The organism is Cytobacillus oceanisediminis (genome assembly GCF_003182355.1).
GTDB lineage: Bacteria > Bacillota > Bacilli > Bacillales > Cytobacillaceae > Cytobacillus > Cytobacillus oceanisediminis_A.
Window position 1 is genome coordinate 137000 of the sequence record NZ_QGTW01000009.1, and the last position, 15906, is coordinate 152905.

Sequence of the window (15906 nt, forward strand, 5' to 3'; positions counted from 1 at the left end):
GAAGCTATGCTAAAACGGAAAGTACCCGGGTATATCCTTCCAAAAAAGAGGTAAAATATGGTTAGCTAATTTTTGGGAGGTTTAATTGTGGCAGAAAACAAAAAAATGAATTCTTCAAACGAACAAGATGGGACACGTGAGACGCTGACAACGAGGCAGGGCCATCCAGTAGCAGATAATCAAAACATCCGTACGATTGGAAGCCGTGGCCCGGCGACACTAGAGAATTACCATTTTATTGAAAAAATTTCCCATTTTGACCGGGAAGAGGTACCGGAGCGTGTGGTACACGCAAGGGGTGCTGGAGCATTTGGTTATTTTGAAACATATGGAAAAGTTGGAGATGAACCGGTTGAGAAATATACCCGGGCGAAAGTCTTTTCTGGTGCAGGGAAGAGAACACCGTTAATGGTTCGTTTTTCCACAGTAGCAGGAGCAAAGGATTCACCGGAAACAGCACGAGACCCACGTGGCTTTGCGGTAAAAATGTATACGGAAGATGGCAATTGGGATTTGGTTGGGAACAACCTGAAAATTTTCTTTATCCGTGATGCGATGAAATTCCCTGATATGATTCATGCATTTAAAGCTGATCCAGTTTCGAACGTACCAAATCCTGAGCGGATGTTTGACTTTGTATGCCGTACACCTGAGGCTACGCATATGATTACATTCCTGTTCTCACCATGGGGGATTCCAGCAACTTACCGGCACATGCAGGGTTCCGGTGTAAATACATATAAATGGGTAAATGAAAAAGGTGAGGCAGTGCTGGTGAAGTATCACTGGGAGCCGAAGCAAGGGATCCGTAACTTAACACAGGAAGAGGCAAACTCTATTCAGGCGAAGAACGTCGGTCATGCAACACAGGATTTATTTGAAGCGATTAAAAGTGGAGACTATCCGGAATGGGAGCTCTTTGTGCAGATCATGGAGGATGATTACCATCCTGAACTTGATTTTGATCCGCTCGATGATACCAAGCTTTGGCCGGAGGATAAGTTCCCATGGCTGCCTGTTGGCCGTATGGTCCTTGATCGGAATCCAGTTGACTACCATGCGGAGATTGAGCAGGCCGCCTTCGGTACAGGGGTTCTTGTCGATGGAATGGATTTCTCAGATGATAAAATGCTGCAAGGCCGTACCTTTTCTTATTCCGATACGCAGCGCTATCGTGTAGGTGCGAACTATCTGAAATTGCCAGTGAACGCACCGAAAGTACCTGTTCGCACGAACCAGCATCGTGGCCAAATGGATATCCGTGATCCTAAAGAGTCTGGAGATAATCCGCATATTAACTATGAGCCATCGATGAAAGGCGGCTTTAAGGAAGCCGGTCAAGAAAGCCCTACACCTCACCGGCCGACTTATAATGCGGCAGCAATGAGCGCACCTATTGATCGTCCAAACAATTACGGTCAAGCCGGCCACACATACCGCAGCTTTGAAGATTGGGAGCGCGATGAATTGATTAAAAACCTATCCGAAGCACTGGCGGTATGTGACAAGCGAATTCAAGAGGCTATGATTGAGCACTTCAAACAAGCCGATGAAGATTATGGACGCCGTGTGAAGGAAGGGATCGAAAAGGTTATGAAAGAAATGCAGGAAATGAACGCTGAAAGCAAAGTTCCGGGCCGTGAAATAGGCAAATCGAAATTTGGTCAAGGCTCAATAGGTGAGAACGAAGCAACAAAAGAAGCTGTGGAGAAAAGCCACGAAGCAGATCCTTATTAATCGTAATGTAAAGATGCAAGGGCTGCCCCGAAGGTTAGTGAAACTAACTGACGGGCAGCCCTTTATATTCTGTCATTTATGTGGGGCGTGGTGATTGGATCAAATGTGCCTGAACCCCCAATGCGCTAAAGCATAATGAATAAGGGGACAGGCGCCTTATTTTCTGATTCGGGCTACTTCCTTTTTTGACTCTTCATTTTATTCATTTCAAGTTCCTCAGCATATTCTTCCTGGGATTTTCCTTGCTTTTGACTTTCAGATTGAATTTTTCTGAACTTATTATCATTTAGATTAGGCATGTTAACACCTCCTTTTAAACATAAGTATTTTGCACAAAGGTATGAGTATTATTCGATTGTATGCAATAACAGAAATAAAGACCTGTTCCAAAGACCCAAAAAAGAGGGAGTGGTTACATAGTTTCTTTCTATCAAAAAAAGACCAGCCCGAATCCCTGGCTGATCCATCAATTAAACCTCATTCTCTAAATACTCCTCAGATACTGCTATAAACTCCCTAACTGCAAACGACAAATACTTATCCTTTTTCCAAATCATGCCGAGCTCCAAATTCACATCAGATTCAGAGATTGGAAGGACGGTAAGTGGTTTATTGTTTATATCATTGCATATTTTACTGGGCAATAACGCAACTCCCAGTTTTCCTTCAACCATTCCCAGCAGGAAGTCCTTTTGGGAGCTTTCGCACACGATATTGGGCTGGAAGTTGTTTTTCGAGCATTCTTCTATAATCAGGTCGTAAAGTGTGAAGTCTTTTCGGTATAAAATAAAGGGCTCATTTGCTAGTTCTGAGAAGTTGACTTCTTTTTGTGAAGCCAGAGGGTGTTCTTGATGGACAATTAACTTTAATGGATCCTTTAAGACATTAATGATTTCAAAATTGCTGCCTTGTGCCGGCACTGTGCAAATCAAGCCAATATCAAGAGAACCGTCTTCTACGCCTTTTTTTATTTTTTTCGTTCCAACTTCTGTTAAAGTAATTTTTACGAGCGGAAATTTCTCTTTATACTGGCTGATCAACTTTGAAAAGAAAGCCGCGCCTACAATTGGCGGAATGCCAATCCTTATTTCTCCGCTCTTAAGCTCCATAATATCTGTTAACTCCAAAGTCAGGTTTTTAAAAGCATGCAGTACTTTCTTTGTATTGATTAAAACCGCTTTTCCTGCATCGGTTAATTCTAATTGTTTCGATGAACGGTAAAACAAGGGAACTCCTAATTCGCCTTCCAAATTTTTTATGGCTTTACTGATCGAAGGCTGTGTTACATGCAGTGTTTGCGATGCTTTTGTAAAACTTAAATGCTTGGCGACTTCCGCAAAATACTCTAAATGCCTTATGTCCAACAGAACTCTCTCCTTTGATAATGTTATTCCTATAACCAAAAGGAATAAAGTATATAGATTATATGTATTTCATTTATAAGTAACTCTCATTATATAATAAACTACAACATTGGAATACTGAAAATTATTAATATTCAAATCGGAAGAAATTACTTAATAAAGGGAGCTGGTTCAGATGGATTTGCAAAAAGAATCACTATTACTGCACGAGAAGTTTAAAGGGAAGTTATCAGTCGATGTGAAGATGCCGCTTAATAGCATGCAGGATTTAAGCTTAGCCTATTCCCCGGGAGTTGCTGAGCCCTGCCGGAAAATTCACGATCAGCCGGAGAAGGTCTATGATTATACGATTAAAGGCAATTTAATTGCCGTTGTTTCTGATGGAACTTCCGTTCTCGGGCTCGGTGATATTGGACCTGAAGCCTCTATGCCTGTCATGGAAGGAAAGGCTGCACTTTTCAAAGCCTTCGCCGGGATAGATGCTTTTCCCATTTGCCTTGATACGAAGGACCCTGAAGAAATCATCAAAACAGTCAAGCTGCTTCAGCCATCCTTTGGGGGAATTAACCTAGAAGATATCGCTGCACCGAATTGCTTTTACATTGAGGAACGTCTGAAGCAGGAAATGAACATTCCTGTGTTTCATGATGACCAGCATGGAACGGCCATTGTGACGGCTGCGGGATTAATTAATGCGTTAAAGATTACAGATAAAAAGATCGATGAAATCAAAGTCGTCATCAATGGGGCAGGTGCCGCTGGAATCGCGATTATCAAGCTGCTTATTAATATGGGTGTCAGCGATATCATCATGTGCGATACAAAAGGAGCTATTTATGAAGGACGGCAGGAACGGATGAACCCGGTCAAAGAGGCTGTTGCCAAAATCACCAATCCGTCCAAACGCCAAGGCCTGCTTGAGGATGCTATTATTGGCGCAGATGTATTCATCGGGGTTTCTTCAGCAGGAGCATTAACAAAGGAAATGGTACAAACGATGAATCAGGATGCAATTATTTTTGCTATGGCAAATCCGGTGCCTGAAATCATGCCGGAGGAAGCGAAAGAGGCAGGCGCGAAAGTGGTTGGTACAGGACGCTCAGATATGCCCAACCAGGTAAATAATGTCCTGGCGTTCCCAGGCATTTTCAGGGGGGCTTTGGACGTCAGGGCCACTGAAATTAATGAAGAAATGAAGATGGCAGCTGTAGAAGCGATTGCCGGTTTAATAGATGCTACAGACTTATCACCGGATTATGTCATTCCAGGACCATTGGACAGCAGAGTTGTTCCGGCTGTAAGGGATGCCGTTGTTAAGGCAGCACAGGAAACAGGCGCAGCACGTATCGAAATCCTGAAAAGTCCTGCATTAAGCAAATAGACCGAAATTTGTCTGCGGAGGCATGTTTAATGTTCTTATCATTTATCAGAATATTAATAGTTATTCAGGTTTCTCCCAGTGGAGACTCTATACAACTAGCATCCTATCAAAACAAAAGAGGAAAAAGTAAGCCTAAAAGTGCCTATTATGGCGCTTTTTTTTTAAAAGAAGAGACCATTTAGCTTTAACTTTGAGCGATTTTTAAGTGATAGATAAAAAATGGGATAAAGGGAAAATAAAATAATCGAAGAAATATATAGTAATGCACCTAAAACAAAAAGCTAAAAATGAGGTGATCCTATGGAGGCAGATAAACTTCCGTTTCCGTTCTTTATCGCTTCTCCTGACGATTGCATCTCCTATTGCAATGAATTCTTCCGGCATAGCCTATCTATTGCTGAAATCGATCATATGTATATTCGGGACGTCTTTGAAAGCTGGGTTGAGTTAAGGGGAGGACAGCTGATTCATGGGTCTTATCAGAATAAGGATTGTATTTTCATTAAAAGCAGGCTGCCTGATTCAGAAGAAATCGTCTATATTGGAACGTTTTCCTCTGAGCTGACATCCTTAATTGAGGAGCTGCGGGAAGCGAAGCGTGTGAATTGGGAGCTTGATGCTACGATTGAAAATTCTTATGACGGCATTTATATTACGAATAAGGAAGGCATTACGATAAAAACGAATTCTGCGATTGAAAGATTAACTGGGATTCCAAAAGAATACTATATAGGGAAAAAAGTCGATGCTTTAATGAAGAGAGGGATTCTGAAAAATTCCGTAACACACCAGGTCCTGGATAAAAAACGAAGCGTTTCCCTTGTCCAGCAAAACTTCTTGGGGAAAGAAGTCCTGTTAACCGGAAATCCCGTTTTTAATGAGGAAGGTGAAATACAAAGCATTGTTACCAATATTCGGGATTTATCCGAGTTGAATGACCTTCAGTCGGCTCTATTAGAAGCGAATCAATTAAATAATAGCTACAAAAAGGAAATCGAGAGGCTTAAAGGAAGGTCCTACGGGGCTAAGGATGTTGTCATCAGAAGCAAAGTGATGAAAAGGGTTTATGACACTGCTTCCAGAATATCCAATGTTGATGCTACTGTGCTGATTCTCGGTGAAACCGGGACTGGGAAAGATGTTCTCGCACGGTATATTTATGACCAAAGTGATAGAAGCAGAAGCGGTGATTTGATAAAGATTAATTGCGGGGCCATTCCGACTGACTTGCTGGAATCAGAGTTATTTGGATATGAAGCCGGTGCGTTTACGGGTGCCAGTACAAAAGGGAAGGCCGGCATGTTTGAGATGGCCGATAAAGGAGTTCTCTTTCTTGATGAGGTAGGTGAGCTGCCCCTTCAATTGCAGGTTAAACTCTTGAGAACCCTCCAGGAGCAGGAGGTACAGCGGATTGGTGGAACCAGACCGAAGAAAGTGAATGTACGCATCATCGCTGCAACAAACAGAAACTTAAAGGAAATGGTTTTGAATGGAGATTTTCGTGAAGATTTGTTTTATCGTCTGAATGTGATTCCGATTTCAATTCCTCCTCTTAGTGATCGAAAAGATGAAATTCTGCCGCTTGCCGAATATTATCTTGAATTAAAGAACTCCCAATATAGAGTACATAAAAAGCTTTCTTCCGGTCTTAAAGAGTTTTTTTATCATTACACATGGCCAGGGAATATTCGTGAACTAGCAAACTTAATTGAGAGAATGGTTCTTATTACGGATGAAGATAATCTGCTCCTAAGTCATCTGCCTGCAGAATATAAGAATAAGAATGGGGAAGCCATTGAAGTAAATGAAATGATGACGCTAAAGCAAGCAGCAGAATTGGCGGAGGAGAAAGTTCTTCAGCTGGCTGTCAAAAAATACAGCACAACATATGAACTGGCAGAAGCACTTGATACAAGTCAGCCGACAATAGTAAGAAAATTAAAAAAGTATAATTTGAATTTTATGAATAAAGAATAAAGGAGGCACTTATGAAAATTGGAATAATGGGAACTGGAGCTGTCGGGGGTTTTTTTGGGAGTTTGCTGAAGAGGTCGGGCCATGAGGTAATCTTTATTGCCAGAGGGAAAAATTTGGAGAAAATGCAGCAGGAAGGTTTGAAGGTTTATAAAGATAATGAACTAATCCATGTGGACGGCAGTTTTTCAAATGATGTAAACGATTTAAAAGGATCCAACCTTATCTTATTTTGCGTAAAATCTGTTGATACACTTGAGGCTGCCCGCCAGATTGCAGAAGCATGCGGTCCGGAAACCCATATTTTAACGCTGCAGAACGGAGTAAGCAATGAAGAAATATTAAGCTCTGTGTTTGGCCCGGAACGGGTATTCTCTGCTGCCACTTATGTGCAGGCCGAAACGAAGGGCCCCGGAGTGATTCAGCAAGCCGGATTTTATCAGCTTGTTTTTGGAACCTTGCATGCATCGGGAGAAGATGACAGCCGCCGATATGCAGAGCTGTTTACGAAATCGGATATCCCTGCTAAAGTATCGGATCATATCTTACAAGCAAAATGGAAAAAGTATATTTGGAACATCACCTTTAATCCTTTATCAGCTGTTACTGGTGCTTCTGTTGGCGATATTTTGGACAGCCCGGAACTGAAAAAGCTGGCAAAAGGAATTTGTGAGGAAGGTATCGAGGTGGCCGGCAAACTCGGGCTTAGCTTCCCTCCCTCCTATTCTGAAGACCTCATTATTCGCTCAGAAAGGGCAAAGAGCCATAAAACATCCATGCTCCAAGATTTGTTAAACGGCAAGAAATTAGAGACAGATGCTTTGACAGGCTATCTCATTCGGAAAGCTGAAGAAAGGGAAGTTTCAGTGCCATACACAGAAACCATACACAGTCTCCTCAAATTTTTGGAAAGAAAAGCATAATGAATTAATCGCCAACCGCTATTTAATAAAAATAGCGGTTTTCTTATTTTGGCAAATGATGAATGATTCAAAAAAGAATTCGGTGATTCAATTTTGAATCATGCGGTACAAACTCATAATATGTCAAACTTTCTATCTTTTGATTCATTAATGAATCAATTTATTTTTAAAAATATTCAAACTATTGTAAATGAAGGGTTTTCAGACTTGGCACAGTTATTGCATATTGATTTATATAAATAAAATGGGGGAGGACATACATATGATTGCAGCACTTCCGCAGGAAATTGAACAAATGAAACAAATGGTTAAAAGCTTTGTAGAAAGGGAGGTTGAGCCTTTTGCCCAGCAGATTGAAGATGAGGACAGAATTCCGCAGCACCTGATTGAGCAGGCAAAAGAATTGGGCCTCTTCGGAATGAGCATTCCCGAGGAATATGGCGGTATCGGATTAAATGCTGTTGGCAAAGCAGTTGTCCTTGAACAATTGGGGAGAACACACAACGGCTTCGTCAGCCTGATCAGTGCCCATACCGGAATTGGCAGCACAGGACTCGTTAAGCTTGCCTCTGAGTACTTGAAACAAAAGTATTTGCCTGATATGGCGGCAGGAAGAAAAATTGCTGCATTCGCTCTTTCTGAGCCTGGTGCTGGATCAGATGCCACTAATTTGGCAACACGCGCAGAGAAAAAGGGAAGTAATTGGATTATTAATGGAACAAAGCATTTTATCACAAACGCACCAGTGGCAGATGTTTTTACCGTTTTTGCCTTAACTGACAAAGAAAAAGGTGCCAAAGGAGGCATCACAGCCTTCCTGGTTGAAAAGAATTTCCCCGGATTCACAATTGGAAAGCAGGATAAAAAAATGGGTTTAAGAGGTTCATACACGGCCCAGCTGATTTTTGAAGATTGTGTTGTACCAGAGGAAAATGTAATTGGCCAAGTCGGCATGGGATATATTTCAGCACTGAAAATTCTTGGCGAAGGACGTGTAGGACTGGCTGCAAGATCAGTCGGATCGTGTGATAAATTGATCGAACTCTCCTCCTCTTATGCAAAAGAAAGAATCCAGTTCGGGAAGCCAATTGCAGACAATCAGGCTATCCAGTGGATGCTGGCTGACATGGCGACGGAAACAGAGGCTGCAAGGGCATTGACATTGCGCGCAGCGATGATGATTGATGAAGGAAAAAAAGTGATCAAAGAAGCCTCGATGGCCAAGTTATTTGCGTCTGAAGTTTTTAATAAAGTAGCTGACAAAGCTGTACAAATTCATGGAGGGATGGGATACGTTTCCGACTATCCGGTGGAACGTTTTTATCGGGATGCAAGGATTACAAAGATTTATGAAGGAACAAACGAAATTCAGCGTCTGATTATTGCAAGAAGAATTCTGGAAGAGGTTTGATGAAGGATGGCAAACCAAAAAGAATTGTTCAATATCAAAAGCAAAGTTGCCTTGATCACCGGCGGGGGAAGGGGGCTTGGCCGGCAAATGGCCGAAATATTTGCTTCCTCCGGCTGCCATATCGCCGTTTGTTCGCGTAAGCTTGAACAGTGCGAAGAGACCGCCAGAACCTTAGCTGAAACATTCGGTATTCAGGCTAAAGGGTATGCCTGCAATATCCAAAATGAAAACGATGTCAAAGAAACGGTAAGGCAGGTAATATCCGATTTCGGACAGATTGACATACTCGTAAACAACAGTGGTGCCACCTGGGGAGCAGCAGTTGAAGAAATGCCTCTCAATGCCTGGGAAAAAGTGATGAACGTTAATCTAACTGGGATGTTTCTTATTACAAAGGAAGTAGGAAGGCATATGATCGAACGGCAATCAGGCAAAATTATCAACATTGGTTCTGTAGCTGGTTTAAAAGCAGAGCCGCCTCAGGTGCTGAATGCAATTGGCTATAGCACAAGCAAGGCAGCTGTCCATCACTTTACGAAAGACCTTGCCCGTAAATGGGGTCAGTATAATATTCATGTCAATGCGATTGCACCTGGATTTTTCCCGACAAAAATGACAAACCATGTTCTGAGCGAAAAAGGGGATGAAATCAGGAAGCATAATCCGCTCGGCAGAATTGGGGATGATGATGCCTTAAAGGGCGCTGCCCTTTTTTTCGCCAGCCCTGCCAGTGCATTTGTGACTGGCCAAATTCTGGCAGTTGATGGCGGCAGCTCGCTTTAGTCCGTCAGTATTATAACCGTTAAGGGAGGGATAATGATGGTTCAAGTACAGGAGTCTAAAATCATTGATACTTCTATAAAAGTGAAACCCGCCTATATTGAAGAACTATGGCATTCCCGAAAGGAGGGGTGGAATAATACCAGGGTATTTTTGCTGATTATTTCGCTGCTGGCAATCGGGATGTCGGTTTTTCATGTTTATACGGCAGGATTTGGAACTCTGCCTTCATGGGAACAGCGAAGCATTCACGTTGTCTGGGCCTTGCTTTTGATATTTCTGTTATTCCCGTTTAGAAAAGGCAAGAAATTTGGTGCAATAGATGTTCTGTTTGTCATCCTCACTCTTGCCATAGGCGCCTATTGTCTGTTTGGAGCTGAAGGAATACAGAGCAGGCAGGGGAACGTGGGTCAGTATGATATGATATTTGGCACGATTTTAATTGCCCTTGTGCTAGAAGCAACCCGAAGGACGAATGGGCTGGCTATGATGCTGATTGGATTGTTATTTCTTGTTTATATTTTTTTCGGGCAATACTTCCCAGGCATCCTAGCGCATCCGGGTGCAAGATACGGCAAGATGATAGACCAGATGTTTAATAGTACGCTTGGTATTTTCAGCTCGCCCATCTATGTGAGTTCGACGATCCTGGTGCTGTTTGTTGTGTTTGGATCGTTTTTGATGAAATCGGGAGGAGGGCAGTTTTTTACCAACTTTGCTTTTGGTGCACTTGGGAAAAAAACGGGGGGTCCTGCCCTTTCCGCGGTTGGTGCAAGCGCCCTTGTTTCTACGATTACAGGAAATGGAGCCGCTAATGCAGCCATAACTGGTTCTTTTACGATCCCGTTGATGAAAAAGCTCGGCTATTCCAGGAAATTTGCCGGGGCAGTTGAGGCTGTAGCCTCTCAGGGCGGACAAATTATGCCGCCAATCATGGGGGCATCGGTATTCATCATGGCGGAAGCTACCGGTGTTCCTTATATTAAACTGGCATTATATGCGCTCATTCCCGCGATTATCTATTTCCTGATTGCTGGCTTTATCGTCTATTTCCATGCTAAGCGCCTAAAGCTTGCGGGCATTCCGGAAGAGCAGCTGCCTGATCCAAAGAAGATCCTTTTGCGGGAAGGGTATTTGTTTTTGCCAATCTTCATCATTATTGGCTTAATGATGTACGGGTACAGCCCGATGAAAGCAGGGTTTTATGCGATCCTGCTGACTATCGCCATCAGCTGGATCAGGAAGTCAACAAGGATGAACCTTTTATCCATCCTGGCAGCGCTTGAAGACGGGATTCGCGGGTCACTGGCAGTCATTGCCGCCTGTGCGACAGCCGGCATTATTGTCGGGGCAGTATCTCTTACAGGACTGGGCCTTAATTTTTCAAGATTTGTCATTGACCTTGCAGGCGGCCAATTGTTTCCGCTGCTTCTCTTAATTGGCTTAGCGTCCATTGTGCTGGGAATGGGGATGCCAACTGTTTCAGCCTATGTCATTCTCGCAGTTTTGGGAGTGCCGGCACTAACCGACGCGGGTGTCAATTTGATTGCAGCCCACATGTTTGTCTTTTATTTTGGAGTCCTGTCAGGCTTGACGCCGCCTGTTGCCATTACTGCTTACACAACAGCGGGAATAGCCGGATCTAACCCTAACGCTACAGCCTTCTACGCAATCCGGATCGGTGCAGGTGGATTTCTTATCCCCTTCATTTTCGTCTATAATCCGCAGCTGTTACTTCAGGAAGGAAGTGTCTTTGGAATTACGCTCGCGGTTGTAAGCGCTTTATTCAGCTGCTTTATTTTTTCTGCGGCAACAGAAAATTATCTGGTCAATGAAATGAACTTGGTGCAGCGGGCTTTGCTGTTTATTTCTTCCTTTACATTGGTTGTGCCAGGTTTACTTTCGGATATTGCGGGCATAGCCATTTTCATCCTCGTTTATTTCATGAACAAACGGACGTCTGCAGCAGGCAATGCAAAAGAATTGAATGCTTAGTAAAGAAGGAGAGGAGAATTAATCATGAAAAAATTGTCTTTAACGCTATTGCTGATTATTTGCACGTTCCTTTTGGCGGCCTGCGGTTCAGGTGGAAAAGAAGCATCTGGGGGAGAAGGAAAACTTGAAGCTCCGGGTAAATTCCTTCGAATCGGTTCAGGTCCGATGGGATCGGGCTGGTTTCCGATTACGACCATTATGTCAGAGGTTTATATGGATAATTTCAGCGGATTGAATGCATCACAAATTGAGGGCGGATCAACGGCCAACTTAAAATCAATGGATGTCGGCGATATTGAAATGGGTATTAACTATACTTCAGATTTCTCAGATGCCATTAAAGGAGAAGGCAGCTTTGAGAAAAAGGTCGACACCATTGCAAGTGTGGCTTCATTGTACCCTGTCTATCAGACGATCGCGACTTTACAGAAATCTGAAGACATTAATTCCATTGAAGATATTGTGGATAAGCATATTTTCCTTGGTCCTAAGGATGGCGGCGGGCCAGTCGCATTCTGGCGAATGATGGAGGAGTATGGAATTAACGAGGAGAAAATCAAGAAAGCCGGCGGCAAAATTTCCTATGGAAATTATAATGACGGAGCTTCCATGCTGGCAGATGGAAATGTCGATGTGTTCCTTGGAGGCGGGGCTCCAGCAATTGCATCCTTGCAGGAAATTGAAATGACAAACCCTGTAAAAGTGCTGCCGATCGATCAGGATAAACTTGAAAGCATTAGCAAGAAGGACTACGGAATATCCTTTGAAAATCTGCCTGCCGGAACCTATAAAGGCCAGGAGAAGGATATTCCAACCTATACGGCCGTTTCAATGCTTACAGTTCAAAAAGAGCTGGATGAGGAATATGTTTACAATCTTACAAAATTATTTTGGGACAATATGAGTGCCTTTGAAAAGCAAATACCTGAACGGGCAAAGCATTTCACTCTGGATACTGTTCTTGATGGTATTGACCCTGAAACTCTTCATCCTGGCGCGAAGAAATATTATGAAGAAAAAGGGGCCCTTAAATAAAAATAAGGAGGTGAGGAACCCTTGCATAATCTAAAGAACCGGCCATGGTTTAAGCATTATCAGCAAAATGCCAACATTGAAATTACCGAAATTCCTCTTTATCGGGTACTGGAACAATCGGTCCTTCATTACGGAGATAAGACGGCAATTATTTTTGAAAATGAAAAAACAACCTATCTGGAGCTGAAGGACCAGGTTGACAGGCTTGCGGGAGGCTTGCAGGAGATGGGGTTTCAAAAGGGTGAGCGGATAGGCTTAATGCTTTCCAACCATCCAGACTACATCATCTGCTATTATGCAGCACAGGCGCTGGGTCTCACGGTCGTCCAAATCAATCCGATGTATACGGCGAGAGAACTTCTGCAGATTGTAAATGACTCACAGGTTTCCTATATCGTTGGTGATCCATTATCAAGAAAAACGATTCTCGAGGTGAACGAGCTTTACCAGTTCCGGTACATAATCGGCTCACAGTTTGAAGTCGGGAATTCGGAAGGGTGCAAAACGCTGGATGAACTGATTCCGTTCTCAGCTCCAATTGATACTCCAGCGGAAATTGATGTACATGAAGATATTGCGGTCATTCAGTATACAGGCGGCACATCCGGGAAGACGAAAGGTGCAATGCTGACACACTACAACCTGGTTGCCAATGTGATTCAGAGTTTTAATATGTATAACGGAAATATGATTTCCGGTGAGGAAACCATTCTCACCGCAACCCCTTTATATCATGTCTACGCCATGACAAGCGCAATGAATCTTGGAATCTATATAGGAGCAAGAATCCTGCTATTTAGAAAGTTTGACGTGAATAAGGTACTTGAAAACATAAAAAAATATCGGCCTACTTTCTTTCCGGGAGTACCCAAAATGTATATTTCCTTTGTGAATCACCCGGGGATCGAGCAATACGGTTTAAATTGTCTGAAAACCTGTTCATCAGGATCGGCCCCGCTGCCTGTTGAAGTCATTAAACGATTTGAAGAATTGACAGGGGCAACGATTGGTGAAGGATTTGGATTATCAGAAGCATCCCCTTCCACCCATCGCAATCCCCCTTTTGGAATCAGAAAGGTTGCCAGTATCGGGATTCCCATGCCTGAAACGGACTGCATGATCATTGACGAAAACAAAAATGAATTAGGTCCTAAATGTGTCGGGGAATTGCTGATCAAAGGCCCTCAGATCATGAAAGGCTACTGGAATAATGAAGAAGAAACGGCTGCAGCGCTTCAGAACGGCTGGCTTTATACAGGTGATCTCGCCATGATGGATGACGACGGCTATTTTTATATCGTTGGCCGAAAAAAGGAAATGATCATTGTAGGAGGCTTCAACATTTATCCGCAGGAAGTGGAAGGGGTCCTGTATGAACATCCGGATATCCAGGAAGCGGCTGTTGCTGGCATTCCTGATGAGGAACATGGGGAGCTGGTCAAAGCTTATGTTGTTCCAAAAAGCGGAAGGGAAATCGATATAGATGAACTTAAAGGGTATTGCTACTCAAAATTAACGCCCTATAAGGTTCCAAAAATGTTTGAGGTTCGCAGAGCACTTCCGAGGAACACTGTCGGGAAGCTTTTGAAAAGACTGCTTGTAAAAGAGGAGCTTGAGAAAGGAGAGAAGAACAATGCCGAATAAGATTGAAAAAGTCGGCGTGATCGGCGCTGGAACAATGGGGTCACAAATTGCAATGGTATGTGCTTTGGGCGGCTATTCTGTCACCTTGCAGGATGTAAGTAAAGATAACCTGAAAAAAGGCAGGCTAATGCTGGAGGAACAAATGAAAAAAAGAGTTTCAAAAGGAAGGCTTACGAGGGAATCAGCTGAAGAAGCGTTTAGCAGAATTCATTTTACCGCTTCCCTTGATGAATTAAGCGGTGCTGATTTTATCATTGAAGCGATAGTAGAAAAGCTTGAGATTAAAAGAGAGCTATTTTCAAAGCTTGATAAGCTTGCGCCGGCACATGCAATCATTGCCACGAACAGTTCCACCATTGTAAGCTCTGAGCTTGCTGATGCAACGGGAAGGCCGGAAAAAGTGTGTAATGTCCATTTCTTCAATCCGGCACTGGTCATGGAGCTTGTTGAAGTTGTCCGCGGGCCTCATACCTCTGCAGAAACCGCTGAGACGGCTATGGAGTTTGTGAAGTCCATCAATAAGTACCCAGTCCTATTAAATAAAGAAATTTCAGGCTTTGTAGCAAACAGGATTCTTGGAAAGCTGATGGACGAAGCCGTATATCTTCTTGAAAACGGGATTGCCAGTCATGAAGATATTGATCTCGTTTGCATGAAAGCGCTTAACCATCCGATCGGACCATTCGCTTTAATGGATCTGACAGGAATTGATGTAAATTATCTGGTCCGAATGCAGCGCTACAAGGAAAGTGGAGATGAGAGAGACAAACCTTCAAGGATTGTCCAGGAGAAATATGAAAAAGGCGAGCTTGGAAGAAAGACTGGAAAAGGTTTTTACACTTATACTGCCGCAGAGGCAAAAGTCTAACGGGAGGGATATGGATGAATATATACGTTTTATTAAAAAGGACTTTCGATACTGAAGAGAAAATTGCCATCTCCGGCGGAGAGATCAATTCAGATGGAGCTGAATTCATTATTAACCCCTATGACGAATATGGAGTGGAAGAAGCGATTCAGATTCGGGACAGCCAGGGCGGGGAAGTAACAGTGGTTTCCGTTGGCAGCGGGGATGCCGAAAAGCAGCTGCGGACAGCGCTGGCAATTGGAGCAGATAAAGCCGTGATGATTAATACCGAAGATGACCTGGAGATAGGTGATGAGTTTACAACAGCGAAAATTTTGGCTGAGTTTTTAGAGGATAAGGAAGCAGACTTAATTTTTGCAGGGAATGTTGCGATTGATGGCGGAAGCGGTCAGGTCGGGCCTCGTGTTGCTGACCTTCTGGGCATCCCTTACGTTACCACTATTACAAAAATTGAAATAGAGGGAAGAAATGTGAACATTATCAGGGACGTTGAGGGCAGCTCGGAAACCATTGAAGCGTCTCTTCCGCTGCTTGTTACAGCACAGCAAGGATTGAATGAACCACGCTACCCTTCTTTGCCGGGAATTATGAAGGCAAAGAAAAAACCGCTGGAAGAATTGGAACTTGATGACCTTGATTTGGATGAAAACGATGTAGCGGCAAAAACGAAAACCGTTGACATTTATCTGCCTCCGAAAAAAGAAGGCGGCCGTATTCTTGATGGAGAGGTTCAGGATCAGGTAAAGGAGCTTATCAACCTGCTTCATTCAGAAGCAAAAGTAATTTGAGGAGGG

13 protein-coding genes are annotated in these 15906 nt (G+C 43.2%); 11 read left to right on the plus strand and 2 right to left on the minus strand.

Annotated elements, in window-relative coordinates; translation table 11 throughout:
* Positions 1–87: 87 nt before the first annotated feature.
* Positions 88–1737, plus strand: coding sequence for a catalase (locus tag DFO73_RS17090; protein WP_110065926.1), 1650 nt, complete (start codon positions 88–90; stop codon positions 1735–1737).
* 173 nt (positions 1738–1910) lie between these two features.
* Here the strand turns inward: DFO73_RS17090 and DFO73_RS29405 are convergent, their stop codons facing one another.
* Together DFO73_RS29405 and DFO73_RS17095 are read right to left on the minus strand one after the other, a co-directional pair.
* The gene (locus tag DFO73_RS29405) at positions 1911–2036 is read right to left on the minus strand and encodes a hypothetical protein (RefSeq protein ID WP_258309529.1); all 126 of its coding nucleotides are present in this window, start codon (positions 2034–2036) and stop codon (positions 1911–1913) included.
* A gap of 171 nt (positions 2037–2207) precedes the next feature.
* A complete protein-coding gene (locus DFO73_RS17095) occupies positions 2208–3101 on the minus strand; it encodes a LysR family transcriptional regulator (RefSeq protein ID WP_110065927.1) in 894 nt (297 codons plus the stop codon).
* Between the two features lie 175 nt (positions 3102–3276).
* On the opposite strand from DFO73_RS17095, the gene DFO73_RS17100 reads away from it, so the two are divergent.
* The 10 genes from DFO73_RS17100 to DFO73_RS17145 all read left to right on the plus strand — a co-directional run bounded on the left by DFO73_RS17100 (position 3277) and on the right by DFO73_RS17145 (position 15900).
* Positions 3277–4482 (plus strand): NAD(P)-dependent malic enzyme, encoded by a 1206-nt coding sequence (locus DFO73_RS17100; protein WP_110065928.1) that lies wholly within the window; start codon positions 3277–3279, stop codon positions 4480–4482.
* A 300-nt stretch (positions 4483–4782) separates the two neighbouring features.
* On the plus strand, positions 4783–6459 hold the full coding sequence (locus DFO73_RS17105; protein ID WP_110065929.1) for a sigma-54 interaction domain-containing protein: 1677 nt from the start codon (positions 4783–4785) through the stop codon (positions 6457–6459).
* A gap of 11 nt (positions 6460–6470) precedes the next feature.
* Positions 6471–7379, plus strand: a complete 909-nt coding sequence (locus DFO73_RS17110; protein WP_110065930.1) for a ketopantoate reductase family protein — start codon at positions 6471–6473, stop codon at positions 7377–7379.
* 262 nt (positions 7380–7641) lie between these two features.
* Positions 7642–8790 (plus strand): acyl-CoA dehydrogenase family protein, encoded by a 1149-nt coding sequence (locus DFO73_RS17115; RefSeq protein WP_110065931.1) that lies wholly within the window; start codon positions 7642–7644, stop codon positions 8788–8790.
* A gap of 6 nt (positions 8791–8796) precedes the next feature.
* Positions 8797–9573 (plus strand): SDR family oxidoreductase, encoded by a 777-nt coding sequence (locus DFO73_RS17120; RefSeq protein WP_110065932.1) that lies wholly within the window; start codon positions 8797–8799, stop codon positions 9571–9573.
* 33 nt (positions 9574–9606) lie between these two features.
* Positions 9607–11565: a TRAP transporter permease gene (locus DFO73_RS17125; protein ID WP_110065933.1), complete on the plus strand. Its 1959-nt coding sequence runs from the start codon at positions 9607–9609 to the stop codon at positions 11563–11565.
* Positions 11566–11589: 24 nt separating this feature from the next.
* Positions 11590–12600, plus strand: a complete 1011-nt coding sequence (locus DFO73_RS17130) for a TAXI family TRAP transporter solute-binding subunit (protein WP_110065934.1) — start codon at positions 11590–11592, stop codon at positions 12598–12600.
* Positions 12601–12621: 21 nt separating this feature from the next.
* Positions 12622–14244, plus strand: a complete 1623-nt coding sequence (locus DFO73_RS17135; RefSeq protein ID WP_110065935.1) for a long-chain-fatty-acid--CoA ligase — start codon at positions 12622–12624, stop codon at positions 14242–14244.
* Positions 14234–15112, plus strand: coding sequence for a 3-hydroxyacyl-CoA dehydrogenase family protein (locus DFO73_RS17140; protein WP_110065936.1), 879 nt, complete (start codon positions 14234–14236; stop codon positions 15110–15112). Before DFO73_RS17135 ends, DFO73_RS17140 begins: the two co-directional genes overlap by 11 nt.
* A 14-nt stretch (positions 15113–15126) precedes the next feature.
* On the plus strand, positions 15127–15900 hold the full coding sequence (locus DFO73_RS17145) for an electron transfer flavoprotein subunit beta/FixA family protein (protein ID WP_110065937.1): 774 nt from the start codon (positions 15127–15129) through the stop codon (positions 15898–15900).
* Positions 15901–15906: the final 6 nt, after the last annotated feature.

Bases quoted from the DNA above. Each gene is read 5' to 3' on its own strand.
- DFO73_RS17110 (WP_110065930.1), top strand. From the start codon at position 6,471: ATGAAAATTGGAATAATGGGAACTGGAGCTGTCGGGGGTTTTTTTGGG.
- DFO73_RS17140 (WP_110065936.1), top strand. From the start codon at position 14,234: ATGCCGAATAAGATTGAAAAAGTCGGCGTGATCGGCGCTGGAACAATG.
- DFO73_RS17105 (WP_110065929.1), top strand. From the start codon at position 4,783: ATGGAGGCAGATAAACTTCCGTTTCCGTTCTTTATCGCTTCTCCTGAC.
- DFO73_RS17145 (WP_110065937.1), top strand. From the start codon at position 15,127: ATGAATATATACGTTTTATTAAAAAGGACTTTCGATACTGAAGAGAAA.
- DFO73_RS17130 (WP_110065934.1), top strand. From the start codon at position 11,590: ATGAAAAAATTGTCTTTAACGCTATTGCTGATTATTTGCACGTTCCTT.
- DFO73_RS17100 (WP_110065928.1), top strand. From the start codon at position 3,277: ATGGATTTGCAAAAAGAATCACTATTACTGCACGAGAAGTTTAAAGGG.
- DFO73_RS17115 (WP_110065931.1), top strand. From the start codon at position 7,642: ATGATTGCAGCACTTCCGCAGGAAATTGAACAAATGAAACAAATGGTT.
- DFO73_RS29405 (WP_258309529.1), bottom strand. From the start codon at position 2,036: ATGCCTAATCTAAATGATAATAAGTTCAGAAAAATTCAATCTGAAAGT.
- DFO73_RS17120 (WP_110065932.1), top strand. From the start codon at position 8,797: ATGGCAAACCAAAAAGAATTGTTCAATATCAAAAGCAAAGTTGCCTTG.
- DFO73_RS17125 (WP_110065933.1), top strand. From the start codon at position 9,607: ATGATGGTTCAAGTACAGGAGTCTAAAATCATTGATACTTCTATAAAA.